The sequence below is a fragment of the Mesorhizobium sp. M0923 genome (assembly GCF_040319365.1).
GTDB lineage: Bacteria > Pseudomonadota > Alphaproteobacteria > Rhizobiales > Rhizobiaceae > Mesorhizobium.
In genome coordinates this window covers 141,438-159,791 of record NZ_JAMYNW010000006.1, presented here as the reverse complement: position 1 = coordinate 159,791, position 18,354 = coordinate 141,438, and the positions used below count along the sequence as shown (strand labels likewise).

At 60.9% G+C, this 18,354-nt stretch carries 16 protein-coding genes, 6 pseudogenes and 1 riboswitch; of the genes and pseudogenes, 16 read left to right on the top strand and 6 right to left on the bottom strand.

Annotation, left to right across the window (positions count from 1 at the left end; translation table 11 throughout):
* Positions 1-12: 12 nt before the first annotated feature.
* From aztC to aztA, 3 genes and pseudogenes are all read right to left on the bottom strand, one after another.
* Positions 13-1,027, bottom strand: a pseudogene (aztC, locus tag NKH89_RS12740) (zinc ABC transporter substrate-binding protein AztC).
* A gap of 17 nt (positions 1,028-1,044) precedes the next feature.
* Positions 1,045-1,919, bottom strand: a pseudogene (gene aztB, locus NKH89_RS12735) (zinc ABC transporter permease AztB).
* Positions 1,919-2,776 (bottom strand): zinc ABC transporter ATP-binding protein AztA, encoded by an 858-nt coding sequence (gene aztA / locus NKH89_RS12730; RefSeq protein WP_023803136.1) that lies wholly within the window; start codon positions 2,774-2,776, stop codon positions 1,919-1,921. Before aztA ends, aztB begins: the two are co-directional and overlap by 1 nt.
* A 100-nt stretch (positions 2,777-2,876) precedes the next feature.
* Between aztA and NKH89_RS12725 the strand changes: the two genes are divergently transcribed.
* The 13 genes and pseudogenes from NKH89_RS12725 (at position 2,877) to NKH89_RS12665 (ending at position 12,660) form a co-directional block, all read left to right on the top strand.
* Positions 2,877-3,302, top strand: coding sequence for a Fur family transcriptional regulator (locus NKH89_RS12725; RefSeq protein WP_023803137.1), 426 nt, complete (start codon positions 2,877-2,879; stop codon positions 3,300-3,302).
* Positions 3,295-4,470: a CobW family GTP-binding protein gene (locus NKH89_RS12720; RefSeq protein WP_023803138.1), complete on the top strand. Its 1,176-nt coding sequence runs from the start codon at positions 3,295-3,297 to the stop codon at positions 4,468-4,470. Before NKH89_RS12725 ends, NKH89_RS12720 begins: the two co-directional genes overlap by 8 nt.
* 24 nt (positions 4,471-4,494) lie before the next feature.
* Entirely contained in the window at positions 4,495-5,499 is a 1,005-nt protein-coding gene (locus NKH89_RS12715) for a CobW family GTP-binding protein (protein ID WP_023803139.1), read from the top strand.
* Positions 5,500-5,566: 67 nt separating this feature from the next.
* Positions 5,567-5,839, top strand: a complete 273-nt coding sequence (locus NKH89_RS12710) for a hypothetical protein (protein WP_023803140.1) — start codon at positions 5,567-5,569, stop codon at positions 5,837-5,839.
* A gap of 69 nt (positions 5,840-5,908) precedes the next feature.
* Positions 5,909-6,239, top strand: a pseudogene (locus NKH89_RS12705) (thioredoxin reductase); the annotation flags it as partial.
* Positions 6,240-6,311: 72 nt separating this feature from the next.
* A pseudogene (locus tag NKH89_RS12700) lies at positions 6,312-7,300 on the top strand (IS5 family transposase).
* Positions 7,301-7,379: 79 nt separating this feature from the next.
* Positions 7,380-7,661, top strand: a complete 282-nt coding sequence (locus NKH89_RS12695; protein ID WP_023803145.1) for a hypothetical protein — start codon at positions 7,380-7,382, stop codon at positions 7,659-7,661.
* A 36-nt stretch (positions 7,662-7,697) separates the two neighbouring features.
* Complete coding sequence (locus tag NKH89_RS12690) at positions 7,698-8,258, top strand: RNA polymerase sigma factor (RefSeq protein WP_023803146.1); 561 nt, start codon at positions 7,698-7,700, stop codon at positions 8,256-8,258.
* Between the two features lie 35 nt (positions 8,259-8,293).
* Positions 8,294-8,818: a hypothetical protein gene (locus NKH89_RS12685; RefSeq protein ID WP_031256686.1), complete on the top strand. Its 525-nt coding sequence runs from the start codon at positions 8,294-8,296 to the stop codon at positions 8,816-8,818.
* 905 nt (positions 8,819-9,723) lie between these two features.
* Positions 9,724-10,008 carry a hypothetical protein gene (locus NKH89_RS12680; protein ID WP_352572661.1) on the top strand — a complete coding sequence of 95 codons (285 nt, stop codon included), beginning with the start codon at positions 9,724-9,726 and terminating at the stop codon, positions 10,006-10,008.
* An 81-nt stretch (positions 10,009-10,089) separates the two neighbouring features.
* Positions 10,090-10,266, top strand: a pseudogene (locus NKH89_RS12675) (IS66 family transposase); the annotation flags it as partial.
* A 549-nt stretch (positions 10,267-10,815) separates the two neighbouring features.
* Positions 10,816-11,017: riboswitch (cobalamin riboswitch) on the bottom strand.
* Positions 11,018-11,281: 264 nt separating this feature from the next.
* Positions 11,282-11,746 (top strand): phasin, encoded by a 465-nt coding sequence (locus NKH89_RS12670; protein ID WP_023804248.1) that lies wholly within the window; start codon positions 11,282-11,284, stop codon positions 11,744-11,746.
* A gap of 494 nt (positions 11,747-12,240) precedes the next feature.
* Positions 12,241-12,660, top strand: a complete 420-nt coding sequence (locus NKH89_RS12665; protein WP_023804249.1) for a hypothetical protein — start codon at positions 12,241-12,243, stop codon at positions 12,658-12,660.
* Between the two features lie 109 nt (positions 12,661-12,769).
* On the opposite strand, the gene NKH89_RS12660 is transcribed toward NKH89_RS12665, so the two are convergent.
* Together NKH89_RS12660 and NKH89_RS12655 are read right to left on the bottom strand one after the other, a co-directional pair.
* On the bottom strand, positions 12,770-13,837 hold the full coding sequence (locus NKH89_RS12660; RefSeq protein ID WP_352908991.1) for an IS3 family transposase: 1,068 nt from the start codon (positions 13,835-13,837) through the stop codon (positions 12,770-12,772).
* Positions 13,804-13,956, bottom strand: a pseudogene (locus NKH89_RS12655) (transposase); the annotation flags it as partial. The pseudogene NKH89_RS12655 and the gene NKH89_RS12660, both read right to left, overlap by 34 nt.
* 814 nt (positions 13,957-14,770) lie before the next feature.
* Between NKH89_RS12655 and NKH89_RS12650 the strand changes: the two are divergent.
* Positions 14,771-16,426, top strand: coding sequence for an MFS transporter (locus tag NKH89_RS12650; RefSeq protein WP_031257127.1), 1,656 nt, complete (start codon positions 14,771-14,773; stop codon positions 16,424-16,426).
* Positions 16,427-16,439: 13 nt separating this feature from the next.
* Positions 16,440-16,787, top strand: a complete 348-nt coding sequence (locus NKH89_RS12645) for a PhnE/PtxC family ABC transporter permease (protein ID WP_156942781.1) — start codon at positions 16,440-16,442, stop codon at positions 16,785-16,787.
* A gap of 330 nt (positions 16,788-17,117) precedes the next feature.
* Here NKH89_RS12645 and NKH89_RS12640 read toward each other — a convergent pair whose 3' ends face one another.
* The gene (locus NKH89_RS12640; protein ID WP_245277893.1) at positions 17,118-17,465 is read right to left on the bottom strand and encodes a M24 family metallopeptidase; all 348 of its coding nucleotides are present in this window, start codon (positions 17,463-17,465) and stop codon (positions 17,118-17,120) included.
* A 92-nt stretch (positions 17,466-17,557) separates the two neighbouring features.
* Here NKH89_RS12640 and NKH89_RS12635 point away from each other — a divergent pair, with 92 nt between their 5' ends.
* Positions 17,558-18,256: an IS6 family transposase gene (locus tag NKH89_RS12635; protein ID WP_352908988.1), complete on the top strand. Its 699-nt coding sequence runs from the start codon at positions 17,558-17,560 to the stop codon at positions 18,254-18,256.
* Positions 18,257-18,354 lie beyond the last annotated feature (98 nt).

The following is an 18,354-nucleotide window of genomic DNA, read 5'->3' as shown; positions in this document are numbered from 1 at the left end:
GCGCGCAAGCGCTCAGCTTCCGAGGATGGCGCCTTTGATCGTCCTCACATTGTGCTTGATCATGTCGATGTAGGTCGGTGCCGGTCCGCTCTCGTCCGACAGCGCATCGGAATAGAGTTCACCGCCAACCTTCAGGCCAGTCTCGCTGGCGATCTGCTCGGCCAGGCGTGGATTGGTGATGTTCTCGACGAAAATCGCCGAAGCCTTGTCTTCCCTGATCTGCTTGATGAGTGCGGCGACGTCGGCGGCTGAGGCTTCCGATTCCGTCGACACACCTTCGGGCGCGAGGAACTTGATGCCGTATTCATGCTCGAAATAGCCGAAGGCATCGTGCGAGGTGATCACGACCCGCTTGCCTTCGGGGATATCGGCCACGGCCGCCTTGATCTCCGTCTCCAGTGCCTCGAGCTTCTCGCCATAGGCCTCGGCATTGGCCCTGTAAGTGTCGCAGCCGGCCGCGTCGGCCGTGCAGAAGGCATCGGCGATGTTCTTCACATAGACCTCGGCATTATGGACCGATTGCCAAGCATGCGGATCATATTCGCCATGATGGTGATGGCCATGACCTTTCTCATGGCCGTGATCGTGCCCTTCTTTTTGCCTCCTCGGCGGCGTGGTCGTGGCCCTCTTCGCCCTCCTTGGCTTCCTCGCCGCCGTGATGGTGTTCTTCCTCGGCGTTACGCAACACCTCGCCGCCCTCGGTCAGTTCCACGACCGGCGCCTTGGTGCCGCTCGCCTCGACGAGACGCTGCAAAAAACCCTCGAACTGGAGGCCGTTGACCAGCACCACGTCGGCGGCGCCGACGGCGGCGGCATCTGCCGGCTTGGGTGAGTAGACATGAGCGTCGCCGTTCGGTCCCACCAGCGTGGTGATGTCGACGCGGTCGCCGCCGACTTGTCTCGCGAAGTCGGTGATGATCGAGAAGCTGGCGATGACCTTCAGATTCTCGGCCGAGGCGGTGGCAAGTCCGGCGGGAAACGATGTTATGACGCTCACGGCGGCGGCAAGCTTCAGCATTCTGGACATTCGATCGACTCCTTTGTTCAGGCGGTGCGGTGGGATGAGTGCCGGACGCGCGTGGCGAGAACGCCACGCGTGCCGGCAAAAATGGAAAGCAGATAGACCACACCCGCCGACAGGATGATCGCCGGCCCCGAGGGCAGCGAGGCGTGGTAGGAAAGGAGTAGGCCGGAGATGCAGGAGGCGGCGCCGATCACGACCGCCAGCAGGCACATGGGCTCGACGCGCGAGGTCCAGAAGCGCGCGGCCGCGGCCGGCAACATCATCAGGCCGACCGACAGCAGCGTGCGAGCGCCTGGAAGCCGCCGACGAGGTTCAGCACGACCAGTCCCAGAAAGATGAAATGGACCGGCGGTCCGAGACGCGAGACCGAGCGCAGGAACAGCGGATCAAGGCATTCCGCGACCAGACCGCGCCAGAAGATCGCAAGGGCCGCCAAAGTCACAACCGTGATCGTGCCGATCAGGCTCAATGCATCGTTGTTCAGGGCCAACACCGTGCCGAACAGCACGTGCATCAAATCGACATTCGAGCCGCGCAGCAATACGATCAGTACGCCAAGCGCCAGCGAGATCAGATAGAAGGCGGCCATCGAGGCATCCTCCTTCTGTATCGTCAGGCGGGATACGGCACCGGCACCGAGCGCCACGATGACGCCGGCGGCCAGTCCGCCAAGCGTCATCGGAACGATTTGCAGGCCATAAAGCAGGAAACCGGTGGCTGCGCCGGGCAGGATCGCGTGGGCCATGGCGTCCCCGGTAAGGCTCATGCGCCGAAGCATCAGGAACACACCGACCGGGCAGGCGCTGACCGACAGCATCAACGCTCCAGCGAGTGCCCGCTGCATGAAGGCGAACTCAACGAACGGTGCGATCAGGTAGTCATAGACGGCAAGCATCAGGCCGCGCCTCTGTGACCGGCATTGCCCGCTTGCGCCGGCTGCTCGACGGGACCGGGGTGCGGCAGATCGTGATGACCATGCGCAAGATGATGATCGTGGGCATGCGCGTCGCTGGGGACATGTTCTTCGGGCGCGCACCATGGCGCATCCTCATCCCATGCCTCGTGGAACTCCCACGCGCGCAGTAGATTCTCGGGTGCGAGCGTTTTTCGTGCGTCGCCCCAGGCCACGGGACGGCGGGCCAAGAGCAAGGCGTCCGGAAAATGCTGCCGCACGAGATCGAGATCGTGGACAACGACCATGATGGTGCGCTGTTCTCCCTGCCAGCGCTTGATGAGATCGATCAGGTCGGACACGGTTCGCGCATCTATTGCGTTGAACGGCTCATCGAGCAGGATGAGGTCCGCATCCTGCACCAGCACGCGCGCGAACAGCGCGCGCTGCAACTGCCCGCCCGACAGCGTGTCGATCGGCCGCCTCTCGAAACCTTCCATTCCGACCGCCGACAGCGCCTGCGAGACCGCTTCACGGTCCTCCGGACGATAGCGGCCGAGAAGACCGCGCCGTGGCCACAGGCCGAGCGACACCAAGTCGACGACACGGGCAGGAAAGGAGCGGTCCAGTTCCGATTGCTGGGGCTGATAGGCGAGCTTCACGCCCGGCGCGACGGTGCATGCGCCGGCCATCGGCTTCAGGATGCCGACGATGCCTTTCATCAGAGTCGACTTGCCGGAACCGTTGGCCCCGACCACCGCCGTCAGCGACCCCTTGGCGACCACCCCGTTCAGGTGATGAACCGCCGGGTGGCTGTTATAGCCCAGCGTCAGGTTCTCAAAATTCACGCATGCAGACATTCGTTCCGTCCCTGCGGAAGCCGATGCGGCTCCCGCTCTTGACGGTCGACTACGTTATGTTATTACGTTCGTCAAATCGAAAACGTTATATCATCACCCCATGAGCACCACCATCACAGCCCCGCCTGAAGCCACGAACCGCAGACACGGGCGGAATCGTCAGCTCGTGCTCGAGGCTTTGGAGCAAGCCCAAAAGCCGATGAGCGCGTACGAACTGCTTGAGCTTCTGCGTGAGGATGGGCTGCGCTCTCCGCTCCAGGTGTATCGCGCCCTGGAACAACTCATCGAAGACGGCACCGCCCACAAGATCGAGAGCCTCAGCGCCTTCGCGCTCTGCACGCGCGCCGGGTGCGGCTCAGACGGTCATGCGATCTTTGCGATCTGCACGAAATGCGGGCGGGCCGAAGAGTTCCATGATGATGCGCTGGAGTGCGTGCTGCGCCGACTTGCCAGGAAGGAAGGCTTTCGCACGAAGGCCGCCACCGTCGAGTTGTCGGGCCTGTGCGTGACCTGCGCCCATGGATAAGACACCGGTCTTCGTGTTGACCGGCTTTCTCGGCGCCGGAAAGTCGACGCTTCTCAACCGGCTGTTCGCCGATCCCGCCTTTTGCGACACGGCTGTCATCATCAACGAATTCGGAGATGTCGCGCTCGACCATGATCTTGTGCGCGTCGGCGAGACGCAGGTTGCCCGCACGACAACAGGATGCCTCTGTTGCACGATCGGCAGCGACATTCGATGGACGCTTCACGAGCTTCACGTCCTTACGCAAGCTGGCGAGGTCTTCTTCAACCGTGTCATCATCGAGACGACCGGGCTTGCCGATCCAGCGCCGCTTGTGAATCAGCTTATGCCGGGCGGCGCGCCGGCTCTTGGTCTGCGCGATCATCTTGTCGCTCGAAACTACGAACTCGCGGGCGTCGTCACCCTCGTCGACATCGTCACCGGTGAACTGTCGATCGAAAACCATTTTGAGGCAGCCAAGCAGATCGCCTTCGCCGACCGCATCGTTCTGACGAAGTCCGATCTGGCGCGCGATCCGGCCACGATCCGGGATATAGAGAGCCTGAGGGTACGGTTGACCGCGCTCAATCCGGCTGCGCCGATCGACGACTCCCACCAGGGCGGATTCGATCCAGCCGGGCTCTTTCAGCGACGCGTCTATGCACCCGCATCGCTCGGCGATGACGTGATCGGCTGGCTGGCGCTCGAGGAAGCCATCCGCGGTGATGGCGGTCACGGTTCGAACGGGACCGCCAAGCCGGGAGCATCTCCGTTTGCACGTCACGGCGGACGAATCCGCACCTTTGCGATCACCCGCGAGCTGCCGATCGGACGAGACGCATTCCGAAGGTTTCTAGACCTGCTGTCGATGTCCGCGGGACCCCGACTGCTGAGGGTCAAGGGTCTTGTGCACGACCGCGATGAGCCGGAACGCCCCCGCGTCATTCATGTGGTCCAGCACGTCATCTACCCGCCGGCAATCCTCGACGCCTGGCCAAGCGCGGATCGCTGTACCCGCCTCGTCTTCATCACCGACGGCATCGACCCTGAGCCGGTTCGGGAGCTCTTTGAAGCCGCTCTCGACGGCAAGCCGATCAAGGCAGGCCGGGCGCTGAGGCAGCTCGCCTCGGCTGTTGCAGACACTTTCAGGACGGGCGCGACCCAATTGGCGCGCGCCCTGACCAACTGACCAAACGAACAACAGGAGATGACCATGTCCGCCCAACCTGCTGAACAAACGCCCGTCACGGTGCTTACCGGCTACCTCGGCGCCGGCAAAACGACATTGCTCAACCGCATCCTCTCCGAGCAGCACGGCAAGAAATACGCCGTCATCGTCAACGAATTCGGCGAGGTCGGCATCGACAACGACCTCATCGTCGACGCCGACGAGGAAGTGTTCGAGATGAACAATGGCTGCATCTGCTGCACCGTCCGGGGTGATCTGATCCGCATCATCGAGGGGCTGATGCGGCGCAAGGATCGGTTCGACGCGATCCTTGTCGAGACCACCGGTCTCGCCGACCCCGCGCCCGTCGCCCAGACCTTCTTCGTCGACGACGACGTTCGCCAGAAGACCAAGCTGGACGCCATCGTCACCGTGGTCGACGCGAAACATTTACTTGGCGAGATCGACAAGGCTCACGAGGCGCAGGAGCAGCTCGCCTTCGCCGACATCGTCATTCTCAACAAGACGGACCTGGTGACGGCCGAGGAGTTGCCCGCGGTCGAAGCCCGCATCCGCAAGATCAACCCGACTGCGACGATCAGGCAGTCGACGCGCTGCGACGTACCGCTCGACCAGGTGCTCAATCGCGGCGCCTTCGATCTCGATCGCGTCCTGGAGATCGAGCCGGATTTCCTCGATGGCGATCACGACCACGAGCATGACGACCATGTGACGAGCTTTTCGCTGGTGACCGAGCAGCCGCTCGATCCGAGGAAATTCCTGCCCTGGGTGCAGATGATCACGCAGCGCTTCGGCCTCGACATCCTGCGCATGAAGGGCATCCTGTCGTTCAAGGATGATGACGATCGCTTCGTCGTTCAAGCCGTTCACATGCTGCTCGAAGGCGACCACCAACGCCCGTGGAAGCAGGACGAGCCGCGCGTCAGCCGTCTCGTCTTCATCGGCCGCAACATGCCCAGGGACATTATCGAGGACGGCTTTTTGAAGTGTCGGGCGCAACCTGATCCCGCCACCGCGCTGAGCGCATAGGATCAAACACCTGAGCTTGCGGTCTCCCTACGCGGCGGCAGCGACCACGATCATTGAAAGCCACCAGTTGAGCCTCTTTGCAAATCCTTTTGCGCCGCGCCGGGCGCTTCCGGAGAAGTCCCGACAGATCAAGGCCTGGGTCCGGGAGCTTCGCAAGCTCCACGACGACGTCGTCGTCTCCATCACCGAGCTCGCCTGTCGCGACAAGGATTGTCCTGACATCGAGACCGTGATCGGCATCATGCGCCCGGGCGAAAAGATCGAAACGATCCGAATTCACAGGCCGATCACCGAGGTGACAAGTGAGGATGTCTCTGATGCTGGCGGCGGTCCGAATTGAGCTGCCCCAGCCTGAAGGAATCAATCATGCAAATACGACGTCATCGTCATCGGCGGCAGCTATTCCGGAATGGCGGCCGCCCTGCAATTGCTCCGCGCGCGGCGCCAGGTCCTCGTCATCGATGCCGGGCGGCGTCGCAACCGCTTCGCCAGCCACTCGCATGGTTTTCCTGACACAGGACGGTGCCGATCCTGCTGAGATCGCCAATCGTGCACGTGAGCAGCTGTTAAAATACAAGACGTTGAGCTGGATGGACGGAACGGCCGAAAGGGCAGAGGGAATACGTGACGCCTTCAAGGTGACGCTGGCCGACGGGAACATGGCTGAGGGCGACCGACTCTTCTTTGCCACTGGGGTTTCCGATGCGTTGCCGGAAGTTGAAGGGCTAGCGGATCGTTGGCGCGTTGGTGCACGGATCGTTAGGGGTCTGGGTTAGGCAGGACGGAACCGCAACAGCCCTTGTCGTTTAGTCATTTCTTTCAAACACAATAGCGCCCGCCGTCATTGTATCGAGAAGATGAAGTTCAGGGTGACGAACTGGCCAGAATATGAGGCAGGACTTCGTCATCGGGGCAGTTTGACCCTGTGGGTGACGCCGGAAGCCCTGTCCAGGTGGCAAGCGCCAAGACGCAAGACATGTGGCGGCCAGCACCGCTATTCTGATCTGGCGATCGAGACCACCTTAACGCTGGGCCTTGTGTTTGGCCTGCGGCTACGCCAGGCAGAAGGTTTGCTGGAATCGGTGCTGCAGCTGATAGGGCTGGCGCTCGCTGTCCCCGATCATACCACCCTGAGCCGTCGGGCGCGGACATGGCAATCGCCCAACAAACGGCATGATCGCCAGGTTCCGCCGGAGGGACCAGTGCATGTTCTTGTCGACAGCACCGGCCTGCAGGTCTACGGTGCCGGCCAGTGGCTGGAGGAGAAGCACACGGCGCCAGATCCCGTCGCAGTTGGCGCAAGCTGCATCTGGCACTGGATGCCGACAGCGGCGAGATCATTGCCCATACCCTGACTGATCAGGACACTGGCGATGTCTCTCAAGTTGCGCCACTACTCGACCAGATTGGCGGTCCGATCGGACAGTTTACTGCCGACGGTGCCTATGATGGAAAGTCAACTTACGACGCAGTCATCAATCACAGCGCGGCTGTCGCCATCGTCATTCCGCCTCGCGTCAACGCGGTCGAACGGATCGACGATCGACCTTCCGACCAAAGGGACCAGCATATCGCTGCAATTAGCAGAGACGGCCGGATGAAATGGCAGGCCTCCAACGGTTATGGCAAACGCTCGCTCGTCGAGACCGCCATAGGGCGATACAAGTCGATCATCGGGCGGCGTTTGCGGGCACGATCGCTTCCGGTTCAGCAGACCGAAGTCGCCATCGGCTGCACCGTCCTCAACCGCATGCTTGCCTGCGCACGCCCGAAATCCGCCCGCCAGGCAAAGGAAGCGTAGCCCGCGCGTCATCAAAGATCGAGATCCGTCATGCTCCAGATCCGTGCACCAACGCCCCGTTTACCGGGAACGGCACGAGATGCTTGCGGACGCCATCGCGAATAGTTTCGCCGACCACCTGGAGCTCATTCCGTCAGCAACGGGGCTGCATCTCACCGCCCTGGCTCGAACAATGTCAGTCGACCAAGTGACAGCGGTCGCCCGTCGCGCCGCTGATTGCGGCGTCGCTGTCCAGATGCTGTCGTCGTTTGCGGTGAGTGGGACCCCACGAGCCGGGATCATGCTGGGATATGGTGCCATTCCCACGGCAGACATCAAAGAGGGCCTGCGGTTGCTCCAGGCCTGCTTCGACGCCGTGTAAGAAATTCCACCCCGGCACGACTATCTGAACATGACCATGATACACCAAGACACGACAGGCGATGCCGAGCCGGCCGTGCCGGAAGACGTCGATCGACGCTACGCGCTGACGGTAGAGATGCTGGGCAGCGCGCTGGCGCGGCTGGCGGCAGGATATGAATCCGATCCCGCCGAGCAGCAGGACCTTGTGCAGGACATCCATCTTCAGGTCTGGCGCAGCCTGAAGTCTTTCGACGGACGCTGCTCGCTGAGGACCTGGGTCTACCGCGTGGCTCACAATGTGACCGCCGATCATGTCGGGCGAGCCCGACGCCGGAAAGACATGATCAGCCTCGATCAGTCCGCGGCAGAGATTGGAGCGGACCCGCGTCCCTCTCCGGAGATAGAAATCTCCGACAGGCTGGCGCTGGCGCAGATCCACGCAATGCTCCACCGCCTGCGGCCGGTCGATCGGCAGGTGATGATCCTCTACCTGGAAGACGAGAGTGCCGCCACCATCGCCGAGGTCTCCGGTCTTTCAGCGGGCGCCGTAGCGACCCGCATCAGCCGCATCAAACGCCTTTTGGCCGGCCAGCTTACCCTGGAGGCAACGCGATGAGCGACCGATCCCAACATTCATGGAAGGAACAGCCCGTGACGACCGCGACCATCAATCTCAACGAGATCAAGGCGCGACACGCCGCCCTGAGCCGGACCACAAAGCGTCGCAACACCTTGGAATATGTTGCGGGAGGTGTCGCAGTGGCATTTCTTCTGGTCATGAGCGTAGTCACATTCCTTGCCGCCCGTACCGTGGCTGATTGGGTCGTGGGCGCAGGATTTGCGACGCTGGCGCTCGGCATGGTGATCGTCGGGCTGCTTATCTTCAGGAAGAGCACACGCACCGACGCCGACATGGCGGCAAGCGGAATAGACTATCTGACGTTCCGGCTGGAGCGGGAGCGCGACCTTCTTCGCTCGGCCTGGCTCTGGTATGTCGGGCCGATGGTGCCCGGGTTTGTCCTGGTCTATCTCGGCTACTGGATGGCAAATCCCGAGCGTCCGATCTTTGCGCTTGTCGGAGGAAGTCTGACCTTTGCCTTCCTTGTTTTCGTGGTCATACTGAACCGCCGCGCAGCTCGACGGATCGAGACCGAAATACGCAGCCTGAGGAAATGACCTTTGCTTGTTTCACAGGACAAATTCGACAGGGTCGCCGAGTGGTTACCCAAAAGGCGAGCAGGGCTGGTGACCTGCGGCGTCGGCTACAATGGGAGCAGTTCGTTGTCGACTGGCGGTGCGGTGCGGCACCAGAGATCTCTGTGGAACATGGTTTGTTGGTGGTTCTCTTCGGTTATAGGGCGCCTTGCTATCGTAGGTGGCGCGCTGGCTGGCATGAGCTGGAGTTCACACGCGTCGGATGACGTGGAGCCTCGATGGCAAGAAGATCGGATCAAGCTGAGGATCGTGGCGCCGCCCGAGTGTGCACAATTGGCGCTCGAAGGACTGGTGCGACGCACCGTGTTGGGCATCACTATACGCTCTCGCTCAAGAATTGCATGTGGCTGTATGCGAATGCAGTACACCGTTCGGGCAAAGCCGTCGACCGGCGTCGCATCAGATGCCGGGGACGCGGCCACACTGCCCGGGTGGAGTGCATCGCGCCGAGGCACTGTCGCCCAAGGCACTTTCATGGCGCTCAGGGATGTAGATCATCTTGAAATTGTATTGCCGCGTAAACCATCGTTCGAGAACCCATGGCTTGAAGTCTCGATCGGCTGCTTCTCAGTCTCGCCGGACATTTAAACGCTCAACAGCGCCTTGTGGAACAATAGCCTTTTAGGCGGTGCGCGAGTTTTGGCCTGCTGTACATTGCAATAATCACCAGCCACGAAGATGCGTTCATCCATGCAGCCGATTGGTCGCCACCTCGCCACCCTTGCCGAAGAAGACGAAGCCGGTGGCGCGTTCGGATGATCCAAGATCGACCGTTTGCGGCAAAAGGGATTTGATTTTTGGCGGCAAGGTAGGCAAGTGTAGCATCCGGCGGAGGCGTACTGTAGGGGATGCAGATCATCTGAACCATGATTTTATATACCTACTCACTTGAGGCTGAGCCGAGCGAAGACCGCTGGAAAGACACCGGAATCCCAGGTTTCTTCTTTACAGAACTGGACGAGGTGCGGCAGGTCGTCCGCGAGCTCCGCGACGAAGTCACCTCGGATGAGGATGAGGAGCCTTCATGGAGTCCGGTTCGCATCGAGCGGATTGAACTTCTCGCACCGACGACCCAGAACGTCCTGACCCTGCTCAACGAGGGGATTGGGCCGCTGATCCAGCGCTATGAGATCGTGGAAACCATTGCCTAATAACTAAGCCGATAGCTTTCCGGCAAGTCCATGCCCGGACACTTTGCTGACCTTCTGTTGGCCGTTTTCGCAGCGACGTGCGCACTGGGCCACTGGGTGATCGGCTCGAGCGAAAAGCATCTCTCCCGCATCTATGACGCCCTGAAGCTGCGGCTCAGATCGCAAACCCTCATCCATGGCGACGAGACGACTGTTCAGGTCCTGAAGGAAAAGGATCGAGAGGCCGCCAGCACCTCGTATTGTCCTTCGTGGCGCAGTCGGTTGGAGAAACGTAGCTCGGTATGCCGAGATCGGAAAACTGCTCGCGCGTGCCGATCCGGCCCTTCGGGCCGACTGCCGTCAGAAACTGTGCCGCCAGAAAATCCGGATTGCGGGCGACGACCGCTTCGAAATTCGGCGTATTGTTGGCGATGCGCTCCACCTTCTTGTTCTCGGTTTCCAGTTCCGGGAGCACCGGCGACACCCAGATCGCGCTGCCGGCCATTCTGTCGGCGAGGCCAAGCATGAGCATGATCTCGGTGCTGTTCTGCCCCAGGCCCACGGCGCGCTGCGGGGCATGGTCGAAACGTGCTTCGATGCCGCAATTCTCAAGAACCAACGGATAGGTGGTGGGGGCTGCCACGGCAGCGGCTGGAATTGCCGCGACCAACGCAGCGAGAACGATAATCTTCATGTCCTGTCCTCTCTTGAAACTCGGCGATGCCGGGCAGAAAGGCAGGCTGGATCAGTGCCCCTGACACGGACTGATTGCATAACGGGCGATGAAGTCGCTTGCGTCACGGCCCTGCCGGAACCCTCGTCCGGTTTTTGGTTTCTCGCGTAACGGCAGGTCTCCTGACTCGCGGCTCATGCGCTTCACACCTCCTTCCCGTATCCCCGCGGGGGTACAGTGGCTTTAGGCGTGAAGCTCGCCGCTTACAGTTGCGAGGGCAGTCGTGGCATTGGTCAAAAGACCTCACCACATTCCCTTTTAATCTGCGGATGCAGAACCGTAACGCAGCCTTGATAGGCAACCCTGCGGCGCTTGTCAAAGCCAGGCGATCCAATCCTCATCCCAAAAGCGTTGGGTGGATTTTGGCGGGGTTCGACTCGGGTCTCCAACAGCACGGCGGCCCTTCGAAAATTCGGCGTTCGGTCAACGCTGGGGCAAAAATCATGGTGCAGTGCGGTATTGAACATAAATTCCGCTCTGTCGGTTTCATAATTCCGTTACGTCAGCTTCGTAAATGAACGAGACGGCATTGAGCAAGGCCGTCCAAAAAGGATGGAAAACATGTCCAAGATCGCTGACAAGACCACTGACACCATCGAGAACGCCGCATTTCCGACCTTCGACCCGTCCAAGGCTACCGACCAGTTCCGCGCTGTCGCCGAAAAGGGCGTCGAGCAGTCGAAGGAAGCCTTTTCGAAATTGAAGACCGGCGCCGAGACGACCCAGAAGGCTCTCGAGTCGACCTTCGAGACCGCCAAGACCGCCGGCAACGAGCTGTCGCTCAAGACAATTGCCGCTCTGCGCGCCAATGCCGAAGCCGACTTCTCGCACCTCGAAGCCCTGATCGGCGCGAAGTCGCTGTCGGAAGTCGTCGAGTTGCAGACCGTCTTCCTGCGCAAGCGCGTCGAGATGACCGTCGAGCAGGCCAAGGACCTCCAAGCCGTGACCGCCAAGGCCGCCGAGGAAGTGTCCAAGCCGGTCAAGGAAGCCTTCGAGAAGGCTTTCAAGGAACTCAAGGTCGCCTGACATTCTTGTTGGACCGCGATCTTTTCCGAAAACCGGTATCCGCGTTTCGGGATCGTGGACTGAGGCGACGGGAAAAGTACCGGCAAGGCGGCATATCCACCCGCCGTCTTCCGGGGCTAGTAGTGGCCAGCACCTCCTGCCGCCGGTCTTTTTCTTTTTGGCTGGCGGGCTTTGTTCAGCCGGACACGCAAACCCTGCCCGTACCGTTTGAGCAAGCATCATTTTGTCCAAACGTTTGAAGAACTGTCGCGTCGTGTTCGCGATGACGGCGACTGGTTCAGGTGCACGAGCATCGTGACGCCATAGAAGCCGACAGCGCGCGCGGCCCTTTCATTCGGCCGCAATCCGTTTCGGAGTCACGGCATCCGACCGGCGGCTCCATGAGTTGACGCTTCTCCGTATGCCACGCCGAATCTCTTCGTGATTTCGCCGGCGTCAAACAGCCGACACGTACCAGTGCTACCTATCGCTCGAATTTGCACGGAGGTCCGAAGATGCTGCACGTCGACCCCAAGATGCCGGCGACGGTTCTCACACTCTCCCCAGTTCACGGCAATAGAACCGTGACGACACACGTCCGCGGCACGAGCCTCAAGAACGCCGTCCGGTTCGTCATGGAACGCCTGCCAAACGCGGAAAGATCCCGGTCTCTTATCCGGACAGCGACGCATTCACTCTATTTTGCGGAGATCGAAGCGCTCAACCGGCGACCGGAATTTCTCGGTGAGAACACCGGCCCGACATCGGCGCCTATGAGACCTGTTGGAGGAAGAGAGGACATGGGAGTGGGAAAATTGGGCACTCCGGGGAGGAGCACGAAGCCGAGGTTTGAGTTAGGCTGTGAAATCGGCATCCACGGTGGACCGCTGAAGGCGACTACCGTTAACTGCATGAAGTTGCAGGCAAATTCATAACGCTGGCGGGGTCATCATCGGCGCTGACTATGACCCCCATTTCAATTTTCTGGTCTGTAAGTCAAAGCCCTAAGGTCCAATTGCGTGGCGTTGACCTGCCACCGAATTTTCATCCGGCGGCAATTAGAGCCTCGGCGGGTTGTACGCCGTATGGCGCGGGTTGAGCAACGGGCGATCGGCGGAGCTGGTCGGGGTTGTGCAGCTGATCGCCCGTTGCGGTGAGATTGGCGGAATAAGCCGCGGGCGTGATGTAGCCGAGCGCCGAATGTGGGCGCGATCGGTTGTAGTCGTCCGCCCATTCGGCGATCGTCGTCCGGGCATGGTCGAGGCCGAAGAACAAGGTTTCGTTCAAGAGTTCGTCGCGCATCCGGCCGTTGAAGCTCTCGCAGAAGCCGTTCTGCATCGGCTTGCCCGGCGCGATGTAATGCCATTCCACCTTGTGATCCTTCGACCAGGCGAGGATGGCGTTCGAGGTGAACTCGGTGCCATGGTCGGAGACGATCATGCCCGGCTTGCCGCGGCGGGCGACCAGTTCCGTCAGTTCGCGCGCGACACGCCGGCCTGAGATCGAGGTGTCTGGGATCGCCGCCAGGCATTCGCGTGTCACGTCGTCGACGATGTTGAGCACGCGGAAGCGCCGGCCGCAGGCGAACTGGTCGTGGACGAAATCCAGCGACCAGCGGGCGTTCGGCCTTGCCTCGACCAGGATCGGTGCGCGGGTGCCAACCGCGCGTCGTCGTGACCGTCGCTTGCGAACCGTCAGCCCTTCCTCGCGATAGAGCCGATAGATGCGGTTGATCCCCGACGGCTCGCCCTCGCGTCTGAGCAGGATGAACAGCCGCCGATAGCCGAAGCGCCGGCGCTCATTGGCAAGGTCTCGCAAGCGGCAGCGCAGTTCCGTCTCAGGGGGCCGGCAGGACCGGTAACGGATCATCTTGCGGTCGGCAGCGACGATCGAGCAGGCCCGCCGCTCCGACAGGCCCATGGCGGCCCTCAGATGCGCGACGGCTTCGCGCTTGGCGACGGGCCCTACCATTTTTTTGAAAGAAGCTCGCGCAGCGCCGAGGCTTCTAGCAGCTGGTCGGCAAGCAGCTTCTTCAGCTTCGCGTTCTCCTCCTCCAGCGCCTTCAGCCGCTTGGCGTCCGACACCTCCATCCCGCCATATTTGGCCTTCCAATTATACAGCGTCGCCTCCGAGATCCCGTGCTTGCGGGCCAGATCGCCCGCCTTCGCCCCCGCCTCGTGTTCGCGCAAAACCGCGATGATCTGCTCTTCCGTAAATCGCTTTCTCTTCATCAGTCCGTCCTTCAAACGAGGCCGGACTCTAATCCCAACTGGAGGAAATTACCCGTGGCAGGTCAGCGTCAATCTTCGGTGCCGATTCACACGCCGACAAGCGCCTTGCGTTCATCGGCTTTGAGAAGACCGCGACGCGCCATCCACCTCACACGATCGCCCACCCCTCGCTCGCCGAGCGATCATGCACTCTGTCCGAAATCAGCCGGTTCCGTTTAGGGCTCGCGCAGCCCTGTCCACAAATCACAAATTGCTTTGACGGGCGGCAGTCCCAACTTGCATTCGTGCGATACCTTGTGTGGTGGCCTACCTACGTCGGGTCAGGAGCGAAAGTTCACTGTCTGCTCGACCTTGGCGTGTCACCAGGAACAGTTCTTGTGCTCGCCCCAAGGTCCTCGTCAGCCCAGTTCGAAATACTTGGCCTTGGGGACTTCACCGTTCAGCGCACATCCGGCCTTCTCCCCTGCGCTAGCTGTGACGGCCTCATCGATTGAAAAGTGGCGGCGAACGATCGCCAGCCACCCAGATTTCGTGCGCTGGTTGGCTCCTCGAGAATTTGCGTGTGGCCGCTACGCCACGCGCACCTTCTCGCCTCTGCCGTTCCTCATCGTTTATGCAAATATGAGGTTGATCTTGGGGACGAAGTGGATTTGATTGGATCAGTCCTGATTTATTCTTCCAAGAGAAATATTCGTTGCGGCGCCAGATCGCCGGCTCAAAAAATCCTGCAGTGGAAATCATCAGCCCAATTCGGCGATCGTGCAAAGCGCTCGCTCGAGCGAGCCCGTAGGTAAAACGCAAAGGCCTAAAAAAAATGAGCAGAGTGGCGCGCGCAAATCCGGACGCGGTGACGCCAACCACGTTTTCCCCCCTCAAGAATCGAACGTTTCGCTCGATCTGGCTGGCAACTCAAGTCTCATCCCTCGGCTGGATGATGCACACCGTCGCCATCGGCTGGCTCATGGCCACGGTCTCGACTTCCGATCTGATGGTCGCGCTGGTTCAGGCCTCCTCCACTCTGCCGGCCTTCATCTTGTCTGTATTCGCTGGGGCCATCGCGGATAATCTCAGCCGACGCGGAGTCATGCTCGCCGGCCGGTCACTGATTGCGGTGGCGTCGCTCACACTGACTGTTCTCATAGCGCTTGGCTTTGTCGACCCGTGGATCATCCTCGGTGTCAGCTTTTTGATCGGATGCGGCTTCGCCCTCAACGATCCCGCCTGGCAGGCGTCAATCGGCGATATCGTGGAAAGGCGCGATCTTCCGGCGGCCGTCACGCTCATCAATATCGGCTTCAACACCGTTCGGAGCGTGGGCCCGGCGCTCGGCGGCATCGTCGTTGCTTCCTTCGGGCCTCTGACCGCTCTCGTCTTGAGTACGCTCAGCTATGTGGTGCCGTTGGGCGTCATTTGGCGCTCCAAATGGACTGTTCCATCCTCAGCGCTCCCGCGCGAGCGGATGACCACTGCGATCTATGACGGAGCGCGTTTCACGGCGATATCGTCCGAAATCAAGGCAGCAATCGCTCGGGCGGCCCTTCTCGGTCTGGCGGGTATCGCCATTCTCGCGCTGCTGCCTCTCGTTGTCCGTGATCATTTGAACGGTGGTCCGTTCGACTACGGTGTCCTGATGGCCGGCTTCGGGATTGGCGCCTTTTTCGCAGGCGTCACCGCCGGTCGCTTGAGACGGCTCATGTCTCAGGAATGGTTGATCAGGCTTGCATGCCTCGCTTGCGCAGCCTGCTCAATGTCCCTTGCCGTCGCCCCTACCGTTGCGGTGGCAGCGACCGCCCTCGCCCTTGGCGGCGCTGGTTGGGTCATTGCCTGGTCCGGGCTTGGCGTGAGTGTGCAATTGGCAAGCCCGCGGTGGATCGTTGGCCGCACCATCTCGATTTATTATGCCCTGACCTATGGCGGGATCGCGGCCGGCAGCTGGCTGTGGGGCACGGTGGCCGAGAACTATTCACTGACCTGGGCGCTGGTGGGCTCGGCCGGCGCTCTGGTGCTGGTTTCCGCGACCGGGTTCCTGTTGCCGATCCTCGAGAACCAGGAAACGGACCACGATCCCCTAGAGGGATTCAAGGCGCCAGCGGTCGCTGTCGAACTCAGACCGAGAAGCGGACCGATCGTCGTCAAGATCGAGTATCAGATACCGGGCGAGTACACAAAGGCGTTCCTGGCCCTCATGCAGGAACGCCGCCGCGCCCAAAGTCGCGTCGGTGCCCGGAACTGGACCGTCGAGAGAGACCTTCAGGAACCGTGTCAATGGACCGAAAGTTTTCGCACGCCGACCTGGACGGACTACCTTCGCCTCAATCACCGGCTCACGACGGCCGACAAGGAACTGGACGACCGTCTCCAGGCGTTTCACACGGGAGAGCATCCGCCCCGGATGAAACTTTCGATCGAGCGGCCGACCGGACATCCCCGCAAAGCGGACCACATCACGCCCTTTGTCGCTCGAATTTGAGGCGGGCTGGATCATGGCTAGCGCTTCCCGTTGCTTTGAAGCGACACCATCTTCGAGCGCGAACTTGCTGCAATCGCCTCTGCCGGGGATAGACGCTGCTATGCGTGTCGCAGCGATGACGCTAGCGTTCTACCCCGGCGGCAGCAACCTTCAGGCGATCCGCTACGCGATCATGCCACAGGCACTGCCAGTGATTCTCTCTGTCATACTTTACAATTTCGAGTCGAATGCTCGATCCGGCATGATACTGGGTATCGTTGGTGCCGGCGGCACTGGTTTTCTGCTGGCCGACCGCATGCATGCCTTCCGGTGGCCGGAAGCCTGGTCGATCATTTTCATGATCATCGCCATGTCTACGTGATCGATGCCGCCTCGGCCTGGATTCGCAGGCGGCTGATATAATCAGGCGTCAAGGCGCGTAACCGAGCGGTCGGCATATTTGTTGCCCACCATGCCACGCCTTCCGGTGGTGGTGCCGGTAACGAGACTTGGGAAGGCCGAACGGGTCTCGCTTAGATAAATAGTCCGGTGCTCCAACAGCCCAACAGCGTGACGCCCAATGACTGCAAGCGGCAGAGGTTCGGCGTCAGATCGGGAGAGACAAGGTCGGGCCGCAGGCCGTCGAAGCTGACGATGACAAATCGCAGATGTCTTTATTCTAGTCGCGGGGGAGGGATGAGCACAAAAGCCGTCAGTCGCAGATCGCCAGTTCACGCGGCAATGTCCAACAAGCATCCACCGATTGCGCGCCAACAATGAACTGGTCTTCCAGCATGAATGCGCCAAGGCCGCGGATGTACCAGGGCAACTCATAGGCCAGCACCATGCCGGGTTCGATCTCCGTCGGTTCATCCGCCGCGATGAAGGGCCATTCCTCAACGAAGACCGACGCACCAAGACCATGGCCAAAATGGCCGCGGCAATACATGTCAAAGCCGCGAGCATGCATGGCCTTCATCGCCGTCGCGTGGACCTCGCGCAAACGGACGCCGGGACGGAGGCGTTCCAAGTCGGTCTCGAAGGCGTTGCGCAGGGTCATAGATCGCCCGCTGATCCGGATTGGCTCTGTCGCAAACCTTTCGGTAAGCGGAGCATGGCAAGAAACACTCCTCAGCTGTGGAGGAGCACGTGATGTTCAAGGGCCGCCATTTCGACCAGTCGGTGATCCTGCTGTGCGTGCGCTGGTACCTGGCCTACAATCTGAGCCTGCGCGATCTGGAAGAGATGATGGCCGAACGCGGCTTGAAGGTCGACCACTCCACCGTGCATCGCTGGGTCGCCCACTTCTCGCCGCAGCTGCTGGAGCGCTTCAACCGGCGCAAGCGTGCGGTCGGCAGCAAGTGGCATATGGACGAGACGTACATCAAGGTCCGCGGCCAATGGATGTATCTCTACCGCGCCATCGACAGCCTCGGCGACACGGTCGAGTTCTTCTTCAGCGAAAACCGTGACCTGGTGGCGGCCAAACGCTTCCTCCGCAAGGCGCTGACGCGCCATGGCCGGCCGGAGCGCATCGTCATCGACGGCAGCCAGACCAATTACGAGGCGATCCTTTCCTGCGACGCTGAAAGCCGGCTGCGGCAGCGATCGCGGCGACCGCTGAAGCCGATCCGCATCCGCAATAGCCGGTATCTCAACAATCGGATCGAACAGGATCACCGGCGTATCAAGCGCCGCATTCGAGCCATGCTCGGCTTCAAGTCGCAGGCGAGCGCCCTGGTTATCCTCTCCGGCATCGAGATGATCCACATGATGCGCAAGCGACAGGCGAGGTATGCCTACAATCCCAGTCTGTCGATCGCTGAGCAATTCGATATCCTCGCTGCCTGACGGACAGGCCGAAATGGCCGTTCACAACCCCATTTCCAGGTTTGCGACAGAACCGCGCGCTTACGGAGCGCTTTGACGACAGCTTGAGGAAGAGGCAA

Bases quoted from the DNA above. Each gene is read 5' to 3' on its own strand.
- aztA (WP_023803136.1), bottom strand. From the start codon at position 2,776: ATGTCTGCATGCGTGAATTTTGAGAACCTGACGCTGGGCTATAACAGC.
- NKH89_RS12725 (WP_023803137.1), top strand. From the start codon at position 2,877: ATGAGCACCACCATCACAGCCCCGCCTGAAGCCACGAACCGCAGACAC.
- NKH89_RS12720 (WP_023803138.1), top strand. From the start codon at position 3,295: ATGGATAAGACACCGGTCTTCGTGTTGACCGGCTTTCTCGGCGCCGGA.
- NKH89_RS12715 (WP_023803139.1), top strand. From the start codon at position 4,495: ATGTCCGCCCAACCTGCTGAACAAACGCCCGTCACGGTGCTTACCGGC.
- NKH89_RS12695 (WP_023803145.1), top strand. From the start codon at position 7,380: ATGCTTGCGGACGCCATCGCGAATAGTTTCGCCGACCACCTGGAGCTC.
- NKH89_RS12690 (WP_023803146.1), top strand. From the start codon at position 7,698: ATGATACACCAAGACACGACAGGCGATGCCGAGCCGGCCGTGCCGGAA.
- NKH89_RS12680 (WP_352572661.1), top strand. From the start codon at position 9,724: ATGATTTTATATACCTACTCACTTGAGGCTGAGCCGAGCGAAGACCGC.
- NKH89_RS12670 (WP_023804248.1), top strand. From the start codon at position 11,282: ATGTCCAAGATCGCTGACAAGACCACTGACACCATCGAGAACGCCGCA.
- NKH89_RS12665 (WP_023804249.1), top strand. From the start codon at position 12,241: ATGCTGCACGTCGACCCCAAGATGCCGGCGACGGTTCTCACACTCTCC.
- NKH89_RS12650 (WP_031257127.1), top strand. From the start codon at position 14,771: ATGAGCAGAGTGGCGCGCGCAAATCCGGACGCGGTGACGCCAACCACG.
- NKH89_RS12645 (WP_156942781.1), top strand. From the start codon at position 16,440: ATGGCTAGCGCTTCCCGTTGCTTTGAAGCGACACCATCTTCGAGCGCG.
- NKH89_RS12640 (WP_245277893.1), bottom strand. From the start codon at position 17,465: ATGACCCTGCGCAACGCCTTCGAGACCGACTTGGAACGCCTCCGTCCC.
- NKH89_RS12635 (WP_352908988.1), top strand. From the start codon at position 17,558: ATGTTCAAGGGCCGCCATTTCGACCAGTCGGTGATCCTGCTGTGCGTG.